Source organism: Streptomyces caelestis, from assembly GCF_014205255.1.
Taxonomy (GTDB): Bacteria; Actinomycetota; Actinomycetes; order Streptomycetales; family Streptomycetaceae; genus Streptomyces; species Streptomyces caelestis.
On record NZ_JACHNE010000001.1, the window covers coordinates 487,039 to 502,115 of the forward strand.

Consider the following 15,077-nt stretch of genomic DNA (forward strand, 5'->3'; position numbering starts at 1 on the left):
ATGACGGCCGTTCAGGGACACGAGGGTGACCTCGTCCTCAACGCGTTCGGGCAGATGGGTTCGCGCATCGACTGCGCCGGGTTCAACCGCCTCGACCTGGAGGGCCCGCAGGTGCTGTGGCTGGTCGCGTCGGGTGCCGTCGACCTGTTCGCGGTGGACGCCGGCCAGCAGGGCCACTGGCACCACCTGGGCCGCCTGGAGGCGGGCTCGCTGGTGCTCGGGCCCGTGGCGGGGCCCCAGCACACCCTGGTGGCCCGCCCGCTGCGGGACTGCGTGGTGCACCGCATCGGCCTGCGCGAGCTGTACCAGCCCGCCAACACCGCGACCTGGTCATACGACGAGTACGGCAACCCGCAGTACGTGCCGCCGACGACGAGCCCGCTGGAGTACGCCCTCGCCCTGGGCGTCGGCCGCAGCCTGTCCATCCTCTTCCAGGCACCGATGGCCACCGAGCAGGCCGCCGCGCCCACGGACGACGACGTGTTCTGGATGCAGGTGCCGCCGGGCAGCGTCCAGTACGGCTCGCTGTACGGCGCGGAGGCCGCGGCCGACCTGCTGATGGACCCGGCGCTGTGGCAGACCATGGTCGACCAGCAGTACCGGCTGCTGACCACGCTGGACCGCTGGATCGAGCAGCTGGAGCGCACCCACGAGTCGCGGACGGCCGAGGGCATCAAGGCCGGTGAGGCGGTACGCGCCCAGGCCGACCGGACGCTGCTCGCCTCCATCGGCAAGCGGTCCTCGAAGCGGACCACCGCGGCCGACGCCGACGCCACGTACGCGGCGTGCAAGCTGGTCGGTCAGGCGGCCGGGATCAGCCTCACCGAGCCCGCCCAGAAGGGCACCGGCGGCGACCGCCTCGACCCGGTCGAGCAGGTCGCCCTGGCCTCCCGCGTCCGTACCCGGGCCGTGCGCCTGGACGGCCGCTGGTGGCGGGACGACGTCGGGCCGCTGGTCGGTCACCGGGCGCTGTCCGGAGCGCCGGTGGCGCTGCTGTGGCGGCGCGGCGGATACGTCGCCGTCCATCCGTCGACCGGGCGTGAGACACCGATCGAGAAGGCGAACGCCGACGAGTTCGAGCCGCGCGCGGTGATGTTCTACCGCCCGCTGCCCGAGCGCGGGCTCAGTCCGCTCAGGCTGCTGCGGTTCTGTATGCGGGGCACGCGCCGCGACCTGACCGGGCTGCTGCTCAGCGGACTGGTCACGGTGGCGATCGGCGCGCTGGTGCCCATCGCCACCGGCAAGGTGCTCGGCGAGTTCGTGCCGAAGGCGCAGACGGACCTGATCGTGCAGGTGTGCCTGGCGGTGATGCTGAGCAGCGTGGTGGCGGCGGCCTTCATGCTGTTGCAGAACCTGACCATCCTGCGGCTGGAGGGCCGCATCGAGGCCACGCTCCAGCCGGCCGTGTGGGACCGGCTGCTCAGGCTGCCGACGAGGTTCTTCACCGAACGCTCCACCGGCGAACTGGCCAGCGCGGCCATGGGCATCAGCTCGATCCGCAGGCTGCTGGCGGGAGTCGGTCCGACGGTCGCCCAGTCGGTGACGGTCGGGGCGATGAATCTGGGGCTGCTGCTGTGGTTCAGCGTGCCGATGGCGATGGCCGCGGTCGGCATGCTCGTGGTCATCGCGGCCGTGTTCCTGGGGCTCGGGCTGTGGCAGGTGCGGTGGCAGCGGCGCCTCGTCGTGCTCTCCAACAAGCTGAACAACCAGGCGTTCCAGACGCTGCGCGGTCTGCCCAAGCTGCGGGTGGCCGCCGCCGAGAACTACGCGTACGCCGCGTGGGCGTCCCAGTTCGCGCGCAGCCGGGAGCTCCAGCAGAAGGTCGGCCGCATCAAGAACCTCACGTCGGTGCTCGGGGCGGTGTATCTGCCGCTGTGCACGCTGCTGATGTTCATGCTGCTGGCGGGTCCGGCCCGGGGCTCGATGTCGGCGGCCGCGTTCCTCACCTTCAACACCTCGGTGACGATGGTGCTGACCTCGGTGACCCAGCTGACGGGCGCGTTCGTCTCGGCCGTGGCCGCGCTGCCGCTGTTCGAGGAGATCAAGCCGGTCCTGGACGCGACGCCCGAGGTGCGCACGGCGAGCACGCGTCCGGGGCCGCTGTCCGGGGCGCTGGAGGCGCGGCGGCTGTCCTTCCGCTATTCGGACGACGGCCCGCTGGTCCTGGACGACGTGTCGTTCGAGGTGCGGCCGGGCGAGTTCGTCGCGGTCGTCGGCCCGAGCGGCTGCGGCAAGTCGACGCTGCTGCGCCTGCTGATCGGCTTCGACCGGCCGGTGTCGGGCAGCGTCCTCTACGACGGTCAGGACCTGGCCGCGCTCGACCAGTCGGCGGTGCGCCGCCAGTGCGGTGTGGTGCTCCAGCACGCGCAGCCGTTCACCGGTTCGATCCTGGACGTCATCTGCGGCACGGAGCCGTACACGCCGGAGGAGGCGATGGCGGCGGCCGAGATGGCCGGGCTCGCCGAGGACATCAAGCGGATGCCGATGGGTCTGCACACCATCGTCTCGGGCAGCGGCGCCGTCTCCGGCGGCCAGCGCCAGCGGCTGATGATCGCCCAGGCGCTGATCCGCCGGCCGCGCATCCTCTTCTTCGACGAGGCGACCAGCGCCCTGGACAACGAGACCCAGCGCACGGTCATCGAGAGCACCAAGGCCCTCAACGCCACCCGGATCGTCATCGCCCACCGGCTGTCGACCGTGCTGGACGCCGACCGGGTCGTGGTGATGGAGGACGGAAAGGTCGTCCAGCAGGGCCCGCCCGCCCAGCTGCTGGCCGACACGGGCGGCCGGCTGCACGAGCTGGTGCGGCGCCAGATGGCGTGACGATCCCCGGCCTGCGGTGGCGCGTCTTCGCCGTACCCCGCGGCCCGGACCGTTGGGCTCTGTCAGAAGTGGGTACCCACGGCCCATGCGAATGAGCGTGGTGGACGTGGGATCGAACACGGTCAGACTGGTGGTCGCGGACGCGGACGACGGCGTACCGCTTCCGGTGCACACCGCCAAGTGGCGGCTCAGGCTGTCCGAGCAGGTCACACCGGGGGGACCCATCCCGGAGCCGGCCGTGGAACAACTGGTGCACGCGGTCGCCGAGGCGAGCCGGACCGCCACCCGGTGGGGTGCGGCCGGCCCGTTGGCGTTCGCGACCGCCGTGGTGCGCAGCGCGCCGAACCGGCAGGAGGTGCTGCACACCGTCCGGGCCCGTACCGGCGTGGACCTGTGCACGCTGCCGGGCGAGGTCGAGGCGGAGCTGACGTTTCTCGGGGCCCGGCGCTGGATGGGCTGGCGGTCGGGGCCGCTCGCGCTGCTCGACATCGGCGGCGGCTCGCTCGAAGTCGCCTTCGGGCGCGGCCGGTTGCCGGACTTCGTGGCGTCGCTGCCGCTGGGCGCGGGCCGGCTCACGCACGAGTTCTTCAAGGAAGAGGACCCGCCGTCGCCGGAGCGGGTGCGGGCGCTGCGCCGCAAGGTCCGCCACCAGCTGCGGGACGTCGCGGCGCGGATCCGCTGGGAGGGCCCGCGCACCGCGGTCGCCACCTCGCGCACCTTCCAGCAACTGGGACGGCTGTGCGGTACGGCACCCGGCCGCCACGGCCCGTTCGTCGATCGGCAGTTGCACCGAGAGGCGCTGCGGGAGGCGATCCCCCGGCTGGCCGCCCTGCCCGCCGCCGAACGCGCGCTGCTGCCCGGCATCTCCGCGCCGCGGGCCGCGCAGAGCCTGGCCGGAGCGGTGGTCGCGCACACCGCGATGAAGCTGACCGGCCTCAGGTCCGTCACGGTCTGTCCCTGGGCGATCCGGGAGGGCGTGCTGCTGCGGCACATCGAGGACGGCCCCGCCTGGTGGGCGGAGGTCACCCGCCGCAACGAGGAGGCGGCCCCGCCCGAGCCGGTGCCGCTGCGCGTCGCCTCCAGCTGAGCACCGGCGGACGACAACGGAACGCACCGAACGCAGGAAGGAGACCCCCGTGTCCCAGGACAAGAACCACGACGGCTCCGACAGGAAGCCCGAGACGGCGCTGGAGGAGGTCCTGCGCGAGATCGAGGACGCCGAGAACCGCACCCACGACTCCGCCGAGCAGCGACGCCACCGGGGCGAGGCCGGAGAGGCCATCACCCCCAACACGCGCGCCCAGGAGGAGTCCCAGGGGGACTGACAGGAAGAGGTTCTGAAGGGGCCGGGCCCGGGGTCCGGCCCCTTCATGCCGTGCCGGAACACCTTTCACGCCGGTGCTACGCGAGTAGGTGACCCCCGGCGCCGGCCGGGTACCCGGCGCGCATGGAGCACCACCGTGAAGAACCAGGACTCCCCACCCCGCGCGGCCCGCTGAGCAGGGGCGTCGCGGCATACCTGGAGGGCGCGGGCCGGCTGCCGCGGCTTGAGGACGTCGCTCGTGCCACGGTGTACGGCGAGGACCTCCAGCTCGCCCTGTACCTGTGCTACGAGCTGCACTACCGCGGCTTCGCGGGTGTGTCCCCCGACCGCGAGTGGGACCCCGACCTGCTGCGCATCCGGGCGGCCCTGGAGCAGCGCTTCCTGTCCGCCCTGCGCGCCGACGCCCTCGTCCACGACAGCGTGGACGAGGCACTGGCGGACCTCCTGGTCGAGCCCGTCGACGGCACGGGCGTCACCCACTTCCTGCGCGACGAGGGCGAGCTGTGGCACCTGCGCGAGTACGCGGCCCAGCGCTCCCTGTACCACCTCAAGGAAGCGGACCCGCACGCGTGGGTGCTGCCGCGGCTGTGGGGCCGCGCGAAGGCGGCGATGGCGGCGGTGGAGTTCGACGAGTGGGGCGGCGGCCGCGCCGACCGTGTGCACGCCCGGCTGTTCGCCGACCTGATGACGGACCTGGGCCTGGACACCACGTACGGCCGCTACCTCGACGCGGCGTCCGCCGAGGCCCTGGTCACGGTGAACCTCATGTCCCTCTTCGGCCTGCACCGGGCCCTCAGGGGTGCCCTGGTCGGCCACTTCGCGACTGTCGAGATCACCTCGCCACCGGGATCGCGGCGGCTGGCCGAGGCGATGCGCCGCACCGGCGCCGGACCCGCGGCCGAGCACTTCTACGACGAGCACGTCGAGGCCGACGCGGTCCACGAGCAGGTGGTGCGCCGCGACGTCATCGGCGGTCTGCTGGAGGAGGAGCCGCATCTGGCCCCGGACGTGGTGTTCGGGATCGACGCCACCGGGTTCGTCGAGGACCGCTTCGCCTCCCGGCTGCTCGCCGACTGGCGGGTGTCACGTTCGTCACTGCATGCACTGCTTGCCCGTGAATCTGCCCATATCTCCTGACTGGCCGGGTACCCGAGCGTCGTGAACCCACTGGTCCCCCCGGGCGTGTACGCCCCGCAGGAAGACACCGAGCTGCTGGCCGGCGTCCTGTCCGACGAGCCGTTGCCGCCGGGCGCGGAGGTCCTGGACGTCGGCACCGGTACCGGCGCCCTGGCCCTGGAGGCCGCGCGCCAGGGCTTTCGTGTGACCGCCGTGGACGTGTCGTGGAGGGCGGTGTGGGCCGCACGGCTGAACGCTGCGCGGGCCGGGCTCCCCGTCCGCATCCGGCGCGGGAATCTCTTCGACCCGGTGCGCGGCGAGTCGTTCGACCTGATCATGGCCAACCCGCCGTACGTGCCGGCGCCGGACGGTGCCGGACAGCCGCGGGGCGCGGCCCGCGCCTGGGACGCGGGCGGCGACGGACGGCTGGTCGTGGACCGGATCTGCCGGGAGGCGCCTGACCTGCTGCGTCCGGGCGGGGTGCTGCTGGTGGTGCAGTCCGCGCTGAGCGGCCCCGACCTGACCGTCGGGCAGCTGCGCTCGGCCGGTCTGAAGGCCGCGGTGACGCGCCGGCGGCGGATCGCGTTCGGCCCGGTGCTGCGCGGCCGGGAACGCTGGCTGCGGGAGCGGGGGCTGCTGTCCGCCGCCGAGGACAAGGAAGAGCTGGTGGTCGTCCGTGCCGAACTCCCCGTCTGACCCGTCCGCGGCGCCGCGCCGCATCACGGTCCAGCGCAAGGGACCGCTGCTGGTGGAGGGCCCGGTGGAGGTGGAGCTGGAGGACGGTTCCGTCGTCACCTCGGACCGCTTCCGCGTGGCCCTGTGCACCTGCCGTCGCAGCCGCCGCTATCCCTGGTGCGACACGAGCCACCGCGACCGGGCCTGAGCCCGGCGCGCGGTGGCCGGTGAACCCAGGGGCCGGCGGGCGGCCCCACTCCGCCCGCCGGCCCCCTTGTGCGAGATCGCAGGTCCCCGCGACAGCGGCCCGGCTCCCCAGCCGCGAGCCGCCGTGTCTCACGGGAACAGCGCGATCCCGGTCTCTCAGAACGCGAAGACGCCGGAACCGTAGGCGTTCTTCACGCACTCGTTGGAGAACGTGCGCTCGTAGGAGACGCGCTGGCCCTGCCAGACACCGTCGACGGTGACGACCACGGGGTCGTACTGCTTGGTGCACATCAGGCCCTCCTTCGCGGTCAGGGCGTGGATGTCGCCGCTGACGCCGCGCAGTTCCGCGCAGGCGGAAGCGGCGACCGGGTGCGTGCCGGAGGGCGTCGGGGCACAGGTCAGGGTGACCGCGCGTTCCGGAGTCGCGGCGGCCGCGCTCTCACCGTGGCCCACCGTGAGAACGAGGGCCGACGGGGCGTAGAGCGCGGTGGGGGCCTGACCCGGACTGGCGAGCGCGGCCCCGGAGAGGGGTCCGCAGACGGCGGTGGCCGTCAGGCCGAGGGTCATGGCCCAGCGCGCGGGGTTCCGCATTGTGTGCATCCTTCCGCTCGATTACAGGGGGTGCCGGCCCGTGCTCGGTCGGTGCCCGGGGCGGCGAGCGCGAGTCTGCCGAGTCCGCCGCCGAAACACACATCGACCCCACGGGTTTCAGTAACCTTGCGTGTTGAATCAGTGGCGTGAAGTTACAGAACGCGCCCGCGTGAAGCCCGCAACCGCACGGCCTCCGGGGTCACGAAGCGGCCAGATGGCCGATTTTCGGGTGTTCGTTAATAGGCCTGAAACATTCCGGTTCCGCTCTCGGCCGACTGCTTTGCGACCCCTTGTGTTCATGCTCTGCCCGAGTAATCGTCATTACATGATTACGACAGAGCAGAGAGAGAAACTGCGCGGCTGGTTCGCGGGCCGTCTTCCCGACGACCTTTTCGAGGAGCTGACCGAGATCACGGTCGACCGTGAGGAGATCACCGTGATCGGCCGCATCCCCGAACCCCGGCTGACCGAGGACGCCCCGGCCCCCGAGCGGGAGGCGGCCCTGGAAGGCCGGGCGCAGGAGTTCCGGGAACGCACGCGTGAGGACCGGATGGCCGTGGCCCGGGAGGCCGAGCACCGGTTCCGCCGGAAGGTGTCCTGGGGTGTGGAGTGCGGCGGGCGGCGCACCCTCTTCACGCATGTGGCCGCGCCCGTCATGACACGGCTGCGCCAGCCGGAGCGCCAGGTCCTCGACACCCTGATCGCCGGCGGTGTCGCCCGCAGCCGTAGCGACGCGCTGGCCTGGTGCGTGCGTCTGGTCCAGCGTCACACCGACGACTGGCTCGCGGAATTGCGCGACTCCCTCGAACACGTGCAGCGGGTCCGGGCCCAGGGGCCGGACGCGGAGCCGGATCCAGGGGATCACACCGAACACACGGAGCACAGGAAGCAGACGGATGACGAGGGGTGACCGCGCGGTGGAGGGTTTTCCTGCGGCGCCCTGCCGTTCACCGGCCCGGCGCCGAGGGGGCGTTGTCGGAGCCTTCGGCTAAGTTGCCGGCATGACCAACTTCGTACTGGTGGCAGGGACATGGCTCGGGGCGTGGGCGTGGGACGAGGTGGCCGCGGAGCTGCGCGGCGCCGGGCATGACGTCCATCCGCTGACGCTCTCGGGCCTCGCCGAGAAGCGGGGTGTACCGGCCGGGCGGCAGACACACGTGCGGGACATCGTCGACGAGGTGGAGCGCCTCGGCCTGCGCGACGTCGTCCTCGTGGGGCACAGCTACGCGGGCATACCGGTCGGGCAGGCCGCCGAGCGGATCGGGGAGCGGCTGCGGCGCGTGGTGTTCGTCGACGCGAACGTGCCGGTGGACGGGGAGTCGTTCCTCTCGGGCTGGCCGAGCGACTCCGTACGGCAGTCGATCACCGAGCACGACGGGTTCTGGCCGCCGCTCGGCGCGCCGGACTACGCGGGGCAGGGACTGACGGACGCGCAGATCGCCCGGATCGTCGACGGTTCCCCGCATCCGGGTGCCACGCTCACCGAACCGGCCGTGCTCGCCGGTCCCCTGGGGGAGCTCCCGGCGACGTATGTGAAGTGCCTCCTCGACGGGGAGGAGCCGATGCCGGCGGTGGCCGAGCTCCTCAAGAGTGACCAGTGGGAGCTGGTGGAGATGGCCACGGGCCACTGGCCGATGTTCTCGGAGCCGCGTGAACTGGCCCGCGTCCTGCACGCGTCGGTCGCGGGATCCTGACCGGAGGTCCGTGCCGACGGCCGGGCGACCGGTCTGCTCGCGCGTATCGTCGGCTGGGCGCAGGCTGGACGACGAGAGGCGGGACAGGCCGATGGCACAGCACTGGGCCGACTAGCAGTACGAGATCTACCTCAATGGCATGGCAGGGGTCGTCCCACGGCTGCCCACGGATCTGACCCGCCTGGAGGCCCTCACCGAGCAGCGGCTCGGCCCCGGCCCCGTCGGGTACGTGGCGGGCTCGGCGGGCAACGGAAGCACCGCACGCGCCAACCGGGCCGCGCTCGAAGGCCGTCGGATCGTGCCGCGCATGCTGCGGGACGTGCAGGAGCGGGATCTGTCGGTCGAGGTCCTCGGCCGTCCGTTGCCCGCCCCGCTGGCCCTGGCCCCCGTGGGAGTGCTGTCGATCATGCATCCGGACGCGGAGCCGGCGGCGGCCCGGGCCGCCGCGGCGCAGGGTGTGCCGTACATCCTGTCCTCCGTGTCGAGCACGCCGATGGAGCAGGTCGCCGACGTGATGGGCGACGCCGAACGCTGGTTCCAGCTGTACTGGGGCCCCGGCCTGACGGGCGGGCTGCGCGACGCGTGCGCCGCGCAGCCCCGCTCGGGCCCTGGGGCCCGTGGTCACGCCGTCCGGCCGTGGGACAGGGTCACCTGCCGTGCCGTCGGGCCCTGCTGCTCCTCGATCGACAGGGAACCCGCCGTCGTCGGCACGGGCTCGGCCTGCCAGCGCTGCTCGTCGGAGGGGCCCCGCACCTTGACGACGACGTCGGCCCCGGGGTCGTCGTGGGTGGAGGCGAGGGCGAGCTGCTCGTCCCAGCGGGGCAGCAACTCCCCTTGCACGGTGAGGTCGTAGCGCACGTCGCCGCCCCGCTCGGTGTCCTCCTCGGCGCAGGTGCCGAGGACGACGACGCCGGCGTCCTTGTGCGAGTCCAGGCACAGGCCGGGATCGGCGACGCTGCGCAGCAGACCGTCGTTCTCGTACGTCCACTGCTGGGTCCACGCAGCAGAGCACTCCGCCAGCTTCGTCCCCGAGCCCTCCTTCGGCAGGCCCCGGACGTCGAGGCACAGGCCGGCGCCGGCGTTGCGCAACCGCGTCACGCCCGGTGCCGTGGGAAGCCCGGCCGTGCCGGGCGGCGTCACGGACCCGGCGCCGCTGCCGCCTTCGGCGCTGTTGGAGCCGGCCGGGTCGGCCTGGCCGCCGTCGTAGGACGACGCGCTGATGATGAGCACGGTCGCCAGCACCCCGGCCGAGACCGCGCCGACGCCCGAGAGCAGCGCCCGCGAGGAGCGCAGCGCGTCCGGGATGCGCACGCCCGGAACCCGGCGGACCTGCAGGGGGATCCGGGACAGCAGGCGGTGGCGTCCGCCCCCGGGCCGCCCGTCGCCCCGCCCTCCGCCGCGCCGGCCCGCGCGCCCGCCCCGCGCGCTGTGCGAGGACCGGCCCGGGCGCGAGTCGAGGTAACGGCGCACGCCCCAGCCGAGCACCGCTTCGGCGATCAACGGGCCCAGCCCGCCCTCGAAATGGCTCAGTTGTTCGGCCGCGTTCCGGCAGTAGCGGCACTCCGCCAGATGCTCCTGGACATCGGGCAGCAGTGCGCCGCCCCGGCGGATCGGGACGTCGAGGAGACGGTTGTAGAAGCGGCAGTCCTGGGTCGGCGCGAGTTCACTATGGGCCTGTACACAACCCTCGCGGAATTTATCACGCGCTTGTTCGAGGGCGGCCGACGCGATGTCGGTATCCATACCCAGCAGACCGGCCGGAACGCTTAAAGGATCAGCCTCGACCTCGACATGCCAGAGCAAACAGCGCGCGGCTGCGGGAAGTGCCTGAAATGCCCGCTCCGCCAGAACTCTATTTTCGGGCGTCACGGACGTCGCCGCACGCAGCCCACGCCCTCCGGCCGGTTTCTGCAACGCCGGCAGCACCGCGGATATTCGATCGTCGCCGGACCACTCCCGGACCGTGTCGCGCACGGTCACCAGAAGTGCCGGGCGCAGCGCGACGGCCGACTCCCCGAAGGCGAGACGGTTCAGGGTCCGGTGGAAGGCGATTCCCGTGACCATCTCGGCGACCTGCGCCGACGAGGCGAGACAGATGACGGCGTACTCGTGCACCGGCTGCCAGTGCCGCGCCATCAGCAGCGCGACGGAACGGGCGGCGACCTCGCCCTCCGGGCTGCCTCTCAGCGGGGCGGCGAGAGATTCATCGGATTCCCCGCGATCCCCGCCGGGCGGGGGATACGGGGGACGAGGGGGGTGGGGGGTGGGCACTGAGATGGTTCCTTCCCACGCGCACGTGACACACAGAAGTCCTGCCGCCGGAAAAGGAGCCCGGTTGGCGCGTACCTTTTTCGGCGCGGCACGGGAGGTGCGAATTCACCCTGGGCGAATCGGACCTGGTCTGCAAAACGCGTGCGAACACGACCATTCCCCCCGCACGTGTGTTTCACTCTTGCACAACCCCCACACGCCCAACAAGGCGCCCGCGCAACATCAACCCTTGACAGAAAGTCAGAAATGGGAACGGGCGCCCGCCGGTCGCACCGGCTTTCGACATTCAGATCTGCCAGGACCGCAGCCGGTCCGCCGCGCCGTAGACATCGGTCGTGCCGGACATCAGGTCCCGGGCGAGGTCGACGAGGGCGCCGTAGGGCGGATCGATGCCGACACCGCTGACGAACATGTACGCCACCGCCGTCGCACACGCGAAGCGGGCGTTGGCCGAGGGCAGCGGCCGGAGCACGGTGAGGGTGTGCAGCAGCGCGGCGGCCCGCCAGGCCGCGTCGGAGTTCACCCCGAGGCGCGGCGGGTCGACGCGGTGCCGGGCGACGGCGGCGACCAGCGCGGAGAAATCGTTGACGGTGGGCTGGTCCGGCAGGACCTCCTCGTGGCGCTGAAGCAGCCACGGCACGTCGATATGGATGACGGGTGCCATGGGTCAGGCGGCCCGCCCTTCGCCCTTGCTGGGCGGTTCGTCGTCGGGGAAGGCGGCGGCGAACTCGTCGGCGTGGGTCGCGAAGAACCTGCGGAAGGCCTCCGCGCCCTCCTGCAGGGCCCGGTGGCGGGCTATGTCGGCCGCGGCCGCCTCCCGCACGAGTGCCTTCATGGACGTACCGCGCTCCTTGGCGATCTGCCGCAGGTCCTCAAGCTCGCGGTCGCTGAACTCCACGTTGAGAGCTGGCATGTCTTCACGGTACCGCGCGGGTACTGACTCGTAAATACCCCCAGGTCAGGGGGCGGGCTCAACGGTACCGACGGAGGTGTGCCGTCGGTCACCCGCTGAGATCATCACATCACATCGCGCGATGTCACATTCCGGGGCCCCGTCCGGCTCGCAGTGGTGAGCGCGCCTCTGGGAGGACCACGCATGACCGAGATCCCCGTACCCGGCACCGCAGCCCCGCTCGACGAGGCGACCGGGGTGTTCGTCGACCAACGCGAGCTGCTGTTCGGCGTCGTCTACAACATGCTCGGCAGTGTCGCCGGCACCGAGGACGTCCTGCAGGAGACATGGCTGTCCTGGACGGCCCGCGGCGGGGGCGCTCCCCTGGCCGGCGTCGACAATCCCCGGGCCTATCTGGTCCGGGTGGCGGTCGACCACGCGCTGCGCCGCCGCGCCGTGATCAGCCGCAGTCAGGAGACGTACGTGGGCTCCTGGCTGCCCGAACCCCTGGTCGCCGACGAGGCGACCGACACCGCCGACGGCCCGGCCCCGCGCTCGGAGTCGGTGTCGCTGGCGATGCTGGTGGTCCTGGAGGCGCTGACCCCGCTGGAGCGGGCCGTGTTCGTCCTGGCGAGGTGTTCGGCTACCCGCACGCCGAGATAGCCGAGATCATCGACCGCTCCCCCGCCGCCGTACGGCAGTTGGCGCACCGGGCACGGGAGCATGTGCACGCGCGGCGGCCCCGGTACGAGGCGCATCCGCGGGTGCGGCGGGAGGCGACCGAGCGGTTCGTGCGGGCGGCGCTCGGCGGGGACATCGCCGAGCTGATGGAGGTCCTCGCGCCGGACGTCACGGCGTGGACCGACGCCGGCGGCAAGCGCAGGCCGGCGAGCCTGCGCCCGGTGCACGGCCGGGACAAGGTGGCCCGCCTGCTCACGTCCGGCCGGGGCGGCCCGAGCAACCCCGTGTTCCGCTACCGGCGCGTCAACGGCGACGACGCGGCGGTGCTGTTCGACGGCGACGCGCCGTTCGCCGTCCTGGTGCTGGACCTCACCTCGGAGGGCGACCGGGTGCGGGGCATCTACGTCGTGGCCAACCCGGACATTCGTCGCAGTCGGGAACGGGCTGCTGCTGGTCGAGACGCTGTCGGGGAAGGGGGGGGGTACGACTGGGGCCCGTGCCACGGAAGGTGGTCTGGGCTGGGCTCGCCCTTCTGTGAGGCCCCCATCGGGAGGGTCACGGTTACGGCCCCGGCGTGACGCCCTTCACCGCCCGCGCGAAGGCGAGGGCGGTCGGGGGGACATGGGAGCGGTGCCAGATCAGCCCCAGCTCGGAGGGGGGCAGTCCGTCGACCGGGATGAAGGTGATGGAGCTGCGCCGCCCGTGGTAGTCGGCCGTGGACCGGCACAGCAGCATCGCGCCCCGGTCCGCCGCCGTCAGACTCAGCCCCTCCTGAAGGGTGTTGACCAGTGGACCCGCCGGGATCGGTTTCAGCTCCGGGGTGTGGTCCGGGGTCTGCGCCAGGCGCCAGTACGCGGGAGCGGGACCGGGCGCCCCGCCCGCGCCCACGCCGATGAGCCGGCAGTCGGTCAGTTCCTCCGCCGACACCGACTCCCGGGCCGCGAACGGGTGCCGGACGGAGACGGCGAGGGTCTGAGGCTGCCGGGAGAAGACCGGCCCGAGCACCAGGTCCTCCTCCCGTACTGGCAGGAGCACCACCGCGCAGTCCACCTCCTGGCGGCGCAACGGCCCGAACGGGTCCGACAGCGGGATCTCCGTCAGCTCCAGGACGCACCCCGGGCACTCCTCCTCGAACAGGGCTATCGCCTGGGCGAGGTAGTCGTCGACGGTGCCCTGGAAGCCGATCCGCAGCACCCCGCCCACCTCCGCCCGGGCGGCGGCCCGCGCCTCGTCCAGGGTTGCGCGCAGCCGGTCGTACGCGGGCCGCAGGCTGCCGATGAAGGACTCCCCGAGCGGGGTCAGCCGCACCCGGCGGCTGGTGCGCTCGACCAGCGGGGCGCCGATCCGTCCCTCCAGGGCGCGCAGCAGCTGGCTCACCCTGCTCTGGGAGACGTACAGTCGCTCGCCCGCCCGGCCGAAGTGCAGCTCCTCGGCGAGGACGAGGAACGCCTCCAACTCGCGGATCTCGATACCGCCCACGGAATCCCGGCCTCCTCCACCCGATCGAGTAATCCTACTCATGGAAGGATGAGAGATTGGCCGTTGTTCCCGAACGGCCCTGCGGGTTGGCTGGTTGTATGGCACAGACAGAGGAAATCGCAGGCAAGGCGCCCGGAGAGGGGCAGTCCGCACGACGTGGGGGCGGGCCCGCGGTCGCCGCCGTCGCCGGGGCGACGTTCACGGTGGTCACCTCCGAGATGCTGCCGGTGGGGCTGCTCACCCCCATCGGCGACGCGCTTCATGTGAGCGAGGGGACCGCCGGGCTCACCCTCACCATCACGGGTCTGGTCGGCGCGGTCTCCGCGCCGCTGCTGACGCCGCTGCTCGGCCGGCTGGACCGCCGGGTGCTGCTGTGCTCCATGATGGCGCTGCTCGCGCTGGGCAACCTGCTCGCGGCGTGGGCCCCCAACTTCGGGGTGATGGTGGTCGCCCGCGTCCTCGTCGGCATCGGCATGGGCGTGGTCTGGGCGGTCGCCGCCGGTCTCGCCGTACGGCTCGTGTCCGGCACCGCCATCGGCCCGGCTACCTCACTCATCTTCAGCGGGATCGCGGTGGCCTCGGTGCTGGGCGTCCCGGCCGGTACGTACATCGGCGAACTGGCCGACTGGAGAACGGCGTTCGCCGTCATCGCCGCCCTCGCCGTGGTGGTCCTGATCGCGCTCGCGGCCCTGCTGCCGCCGCTCCCGGCCGAGCAGGACATCAGGTTCGGCGGCGTGCTGAAGCTGATCGGCAACCCGCGGGTGGCGACCGGGCTCGCCGTGGTGGCGTTCCTGGTCACCGGGCACTTCGCCGCCTACACGTACGTACGGCCCGCGCTGGAGGAGATCTCCGGGGTCAGCCCCACGATGATCGGCACCCTGCTCCTCGTCTACGGCGTTGCCGGCGTCCTCGGGAACTTCGCGGCCGGCGCCGGGGCGGGCCGCTCCCCGCGCGGCACGCTCCTGGTGATCGCCCTCGTCCTGGCGGCCACGGTGGGGCTGCTGCCGCTGCTCGGTGGCTCGGTGCTGACAGCCGGTGTGCTGCTCGCGGTGTGGGGCATCTCGTACGGCGGCGTGTCGGTGAGCACCCAGACCTGGTTGCTGGCCGCCGCGCCGCTGGCACGCGAGGCGGCGTCGTCGCTCTTCGTGGGTGTCTTCAACGGGGCGATCGCGCTGGGCGCCCTGGTCGGCGGTCTCACTGCGGACGGCGCCGGGATCGAGGCTGTGATGTGGCTGGGCGGCGGCCTGGCGCTCGCCGCCCTGTTGGCGACCGCCCTGGGTCGGGCCCCGGAGAGCGGCCGGCTCGGCTAGACCGCCGGGCCGCT

Annotated in this window: 14 protein-coding genes and 2 pseudogenes; 11 read left to right on the plus strand and 5 right to left on the minus strand. The window is 72.5% G+C overall.

Features of this window, described 5'->3' with window-relative positions; genetic code table 11:
- The 6 genes from HDA41_RS02160 to HDA41_RS02185 all read left to right on the plus strand — a co-directional run bounded on the left by HDA41_RS02160 (position 1) and on the right by HDA41_RS02185 (position 6,146).
- A complete protein-coding gene (locus HDA41_RS02160) occupies positions 1 to 2,823 on the plus strand; it encodes an NHLP bacteriocin export ABC transporter permease/ATPase subunit (RefSeq protein WP_184980097.1) in 2,823 nt (940 codons plus the stop codon).
- A gap of 85 nt (positions 2,824 to 2,908) precedes the next feature.
- Positions 2,909 to 3,910: a Ppx/GppA family phosphatase gene (locus HDA41_RS02165; RefSeq protein ID WP_184980099.1), complete on the plus strand. Its 1,002-nt coding sequence runs from the start codon at positions 2,909 to 2,911 to the stop codon at positions 3,908 to 3,910.
- Positions 3,911 to 3,959: 49 nt separating this feature from the next.
- Complete coding sequence (locus tag HDA41_RS02170) at positions 3,960 to 4,148, plus strand: hypothetical protein (RefSeq protein ID WP_184980101.1); 189 nt, start codon at positions 3,960 to 3,962, stop codon at positions 4,146 to 4,148.
- Between the two features lie 122 nt (positions 4,149 to 4,270).
- Complete coding sequence (locus tag HDA41_RS02175; RefSeq protein WP_184980103.1) at positions 4,271 to 5,284, plus strand: iron-containing redox enzyme family protein; 1,014 nt, start codon at positions 4,271 to 4,273, stop codon at positions 5,282 to 5,284.
- 21 nt (positions 5,285 to 5,305) lie between these two features.
- On the plus strand, positions 5,306 to 5,959 hold the full coding sequence (locus tag HDA41_RS02180; RefSeq protein ID WP_230299693.1) for a HemK2/MTQ2 family protein methyltransferase: 654 nt from the start codon (positions 5,306 to 5,308) through the stop codon (positions 5,957 to 5,959).
- Positions 5,940 to 6,146, plus strand: a complete 207-nt coding sequence (locus tag HDA41_RS02185; protein ID WP_184980105.1) for a CDGSH iron-sulfur domain-containing protein — start codon at positions 5,940 to 5,942, stop codon at positions 6,144 to 6,146. Before HDA41_RS02180 ends, HDA41_RS02185 begins: the two co-directional genes overlap by 20 nt.
- 155 nt (positions 6,147 to 6,301) lie before the next feature.
- On the opposite strand, the gene HDA41_RS02190 is transcribed toward HDA41_RS02185, so the two are convergent.
- Entirely contained in the window at positions 6,302 to 6,736 is a 435-nt protein-coding gene (locus HDA41_RS02190) for a protease inhibitor (protein ID WP_184980107.1), read from the minus strand.
- 325 nt (positions 6,737 to 7,061) lie between these two features.
- On the opposite strand from HDA41_RS02190, the gene abmR reads away from it, so the two are divergent.
- The 3 genes and pseudogenes from abmR to HDA41_RS02205 all read left to right on the plus strand — a co-directional run.
- The gene (gene abmR / locus HDA41_RS02195) at positions 7,062 to 7,646 is read left to right on the plus strand and encodes an ATP-binding transcription factor AbmR (protein ID WP_184980109.1); all 585 of its coding nucleotides are present in this window, start codon (positions 7,062 to 7,064) and stop codon (positions 7,644 to 7,646) included.
- Between the two features lie 91 nt (positions 7,647 to 7,737).
- The gene (locus HDA41_RS02200) at positions 7,738 to 8,430 is read left to right on the plus strand and encodes an alpha/beta fold hydrolase (RefSeq protein ID WP_184980111.1); all 693 of its coding nucleotides are present in this window, start codon (positions 7,738 to 7,740) and stop codon (positions 8,428 to 8,430) included.
- 139 nt (positions 8,431 to 8,569) lie between these two features.
- Positions 8,570 to 8,980 (plus strand): annotated as a pseudogene (locus HDA41_RS02205) (alpha-hydroxy-acid oxidizing protein); the annotation flags it as partial.
- A gap of 71 nt (positions 8,981 to 9,051) precedes the next feature.
- Here the strand turns inward: HDA41_RS02205 and HDA41_RS02210 are convergent.
- The 3 genes from HDA41_RS02210 to HDA41_RS02220 all read right to left on the minus strand — a co-directional run bounded on the left by HDA41_RS02210 (position 9,052) and on the right by HDA41_RS02220 (position 11,614).
- A complete protein-coding gene (locus HDA41_RS02210; RefSeq protein WP_184980113.1) occupies positions 9,052 to 10,701 on the minus strand; it encodes an RICIN domain-containing protein in 1,650 nt (549 codons plus the stop codon).
- Positions 10,702 to 10,987: 286 nt separating this feature from the next.
- The gene (locus HDA41_RS02215; protein ID WP_184980115.1) at positions 10,988 to 11,365 is read right to left on the minus strand and encodes a toxin Doc; all 378 of its coding nucleotides are present in this window, start codon (positions 11,363 to 11,365) and stop codon (positions 10,988 to 10,990) included.
- Positions 11,366 to 11,368: 3 nt separating this feature from the next.
- Positions 11,369 to 11,614, minus strand: coding sequence for a hypothetical protein (locus tag HDA41_RS02220; protein ID WP_003994883.1), 246 nt, complete (start codon positions 11,612 to 11,614; stop codon positions 11,369 to 11,371).
- A 183-nt stretch (positions 11,615 to 11,797) separates the two neighbouring features.
- Between HDA41_RS02220 and HDA41_RS02225 the strand changes: the two are divergent.
- Positions 11,798 to 12,852: pseudogene (locus HDA41_RS02225) on the plus strand (sigma factor-like helix-turn-helix DNA-binding protein).
- Here the strand turns inward: HDA41_RS02225 and HDA41_RS02230 are convergent.
- The gene (locus HDA41_RS02230) at positions 12,836 to 13,753 is read right to left on the minus strand and encodes a LysR family transcriptional regulator (protein ID WP_184980117.1); all 918 of its coding nucleotides are present in this window, start codon (positions 13,751 to 13,753) and stop codon (positions 12,836 to 12,838) included. The pseudogene HDA41_RS02225 and the gene HDA41_RS02230 overlap by 17 nt on opposite strands.
- Before the next feature lie 98 nt (positions 13,754 to 13,851).
- On the opposite strand from HDA41_RS02230, the gene HDA41_RS02235 reads away from it, so the two are divergent.
- Complete coding sequence (locus HDA41_RS02235; RefSeq protein ID WP_184980119.1) at positions 13,852 to 15,063, plus strand: MFS transporter; 1,212 nt, start codon at positions 13,852 to 13,854, stop codon at positions 15,061 to 15,063.
- The last annotated feature ends 14 nt before the right edge of the window (positions 15,064 to 15,077 follow it).

What these genes read in the sequence shown, in the direction of transcription:
- HDA41_RS02160 (WP_184980097.1), top strand. Translation starts at nt 1, where the DNA reads ATGACGGCCGTTCAGGGACACGAGGGTGACCTCGTCCTCAACGCGTTC.
- HDA41_RS02165 (WP_184980099.1), top strand. Translation starts at nt 2,909, where the DNA reads ATGCGAATGAGCGTGGTGGACGTGGGATCGAACACGGTCAGACTGGTG.
- HDA41_RS02175 (WP_184980103.1), top strand. Translation starts at nt 4,271, where the DNA reads ATGGAGCACCACCGTGAAGAACCAGGACTCCCCACCCCGCGCGGCCCG.
- HDA41_RS02190 (WP_184980107.1), bottom strand. Translation starts at nt 6,736, where the DNA reads ATGCGGAACCCCGCGCGCTGGGCCATGACCCTCGGCCTGACGGCCACC.
- abmR (WP_184980109.1), top strand. Translation starts at nt 7,062, where the DNA reads ATGATTACGACAGAGCAGAGAGAGAAACTGCGCGGCTGGTTCGCGGGC.
- HDA41_RS02200 (WP_184980111.1), top strand. Translation starts at nt 7,738, where the DNA reads ATGACCAACTTCGTACTGGTGGCAGGGACATGGCTCGGGGCGTGGGCG.
- HDA41_RS02215 (WP_184980115.1), bottom strand. Translation starts at nt 11,365, where the DNA reads ATGGCACCCGTCATCCATATCGACGTGCCGTGGCTGCTTCAGCGCCAC.
- HDA41_RS02220 (WP_003994883.1), bottom strand. Translation starts at nt 11,614, where the DNA reads ATGCCAGCTCTCAACGTGGAGTTCAGCGACCGCGAGCTTGAGGACCTG.
- HDA41_RS02235 (WP_184980119.1), top strand. Translation starts at nt 13,852, where the DNA reads ATGGCACAGACAGAGGAAATCGCAGGCAAGGCGCCCGGAGAGGGGCAG.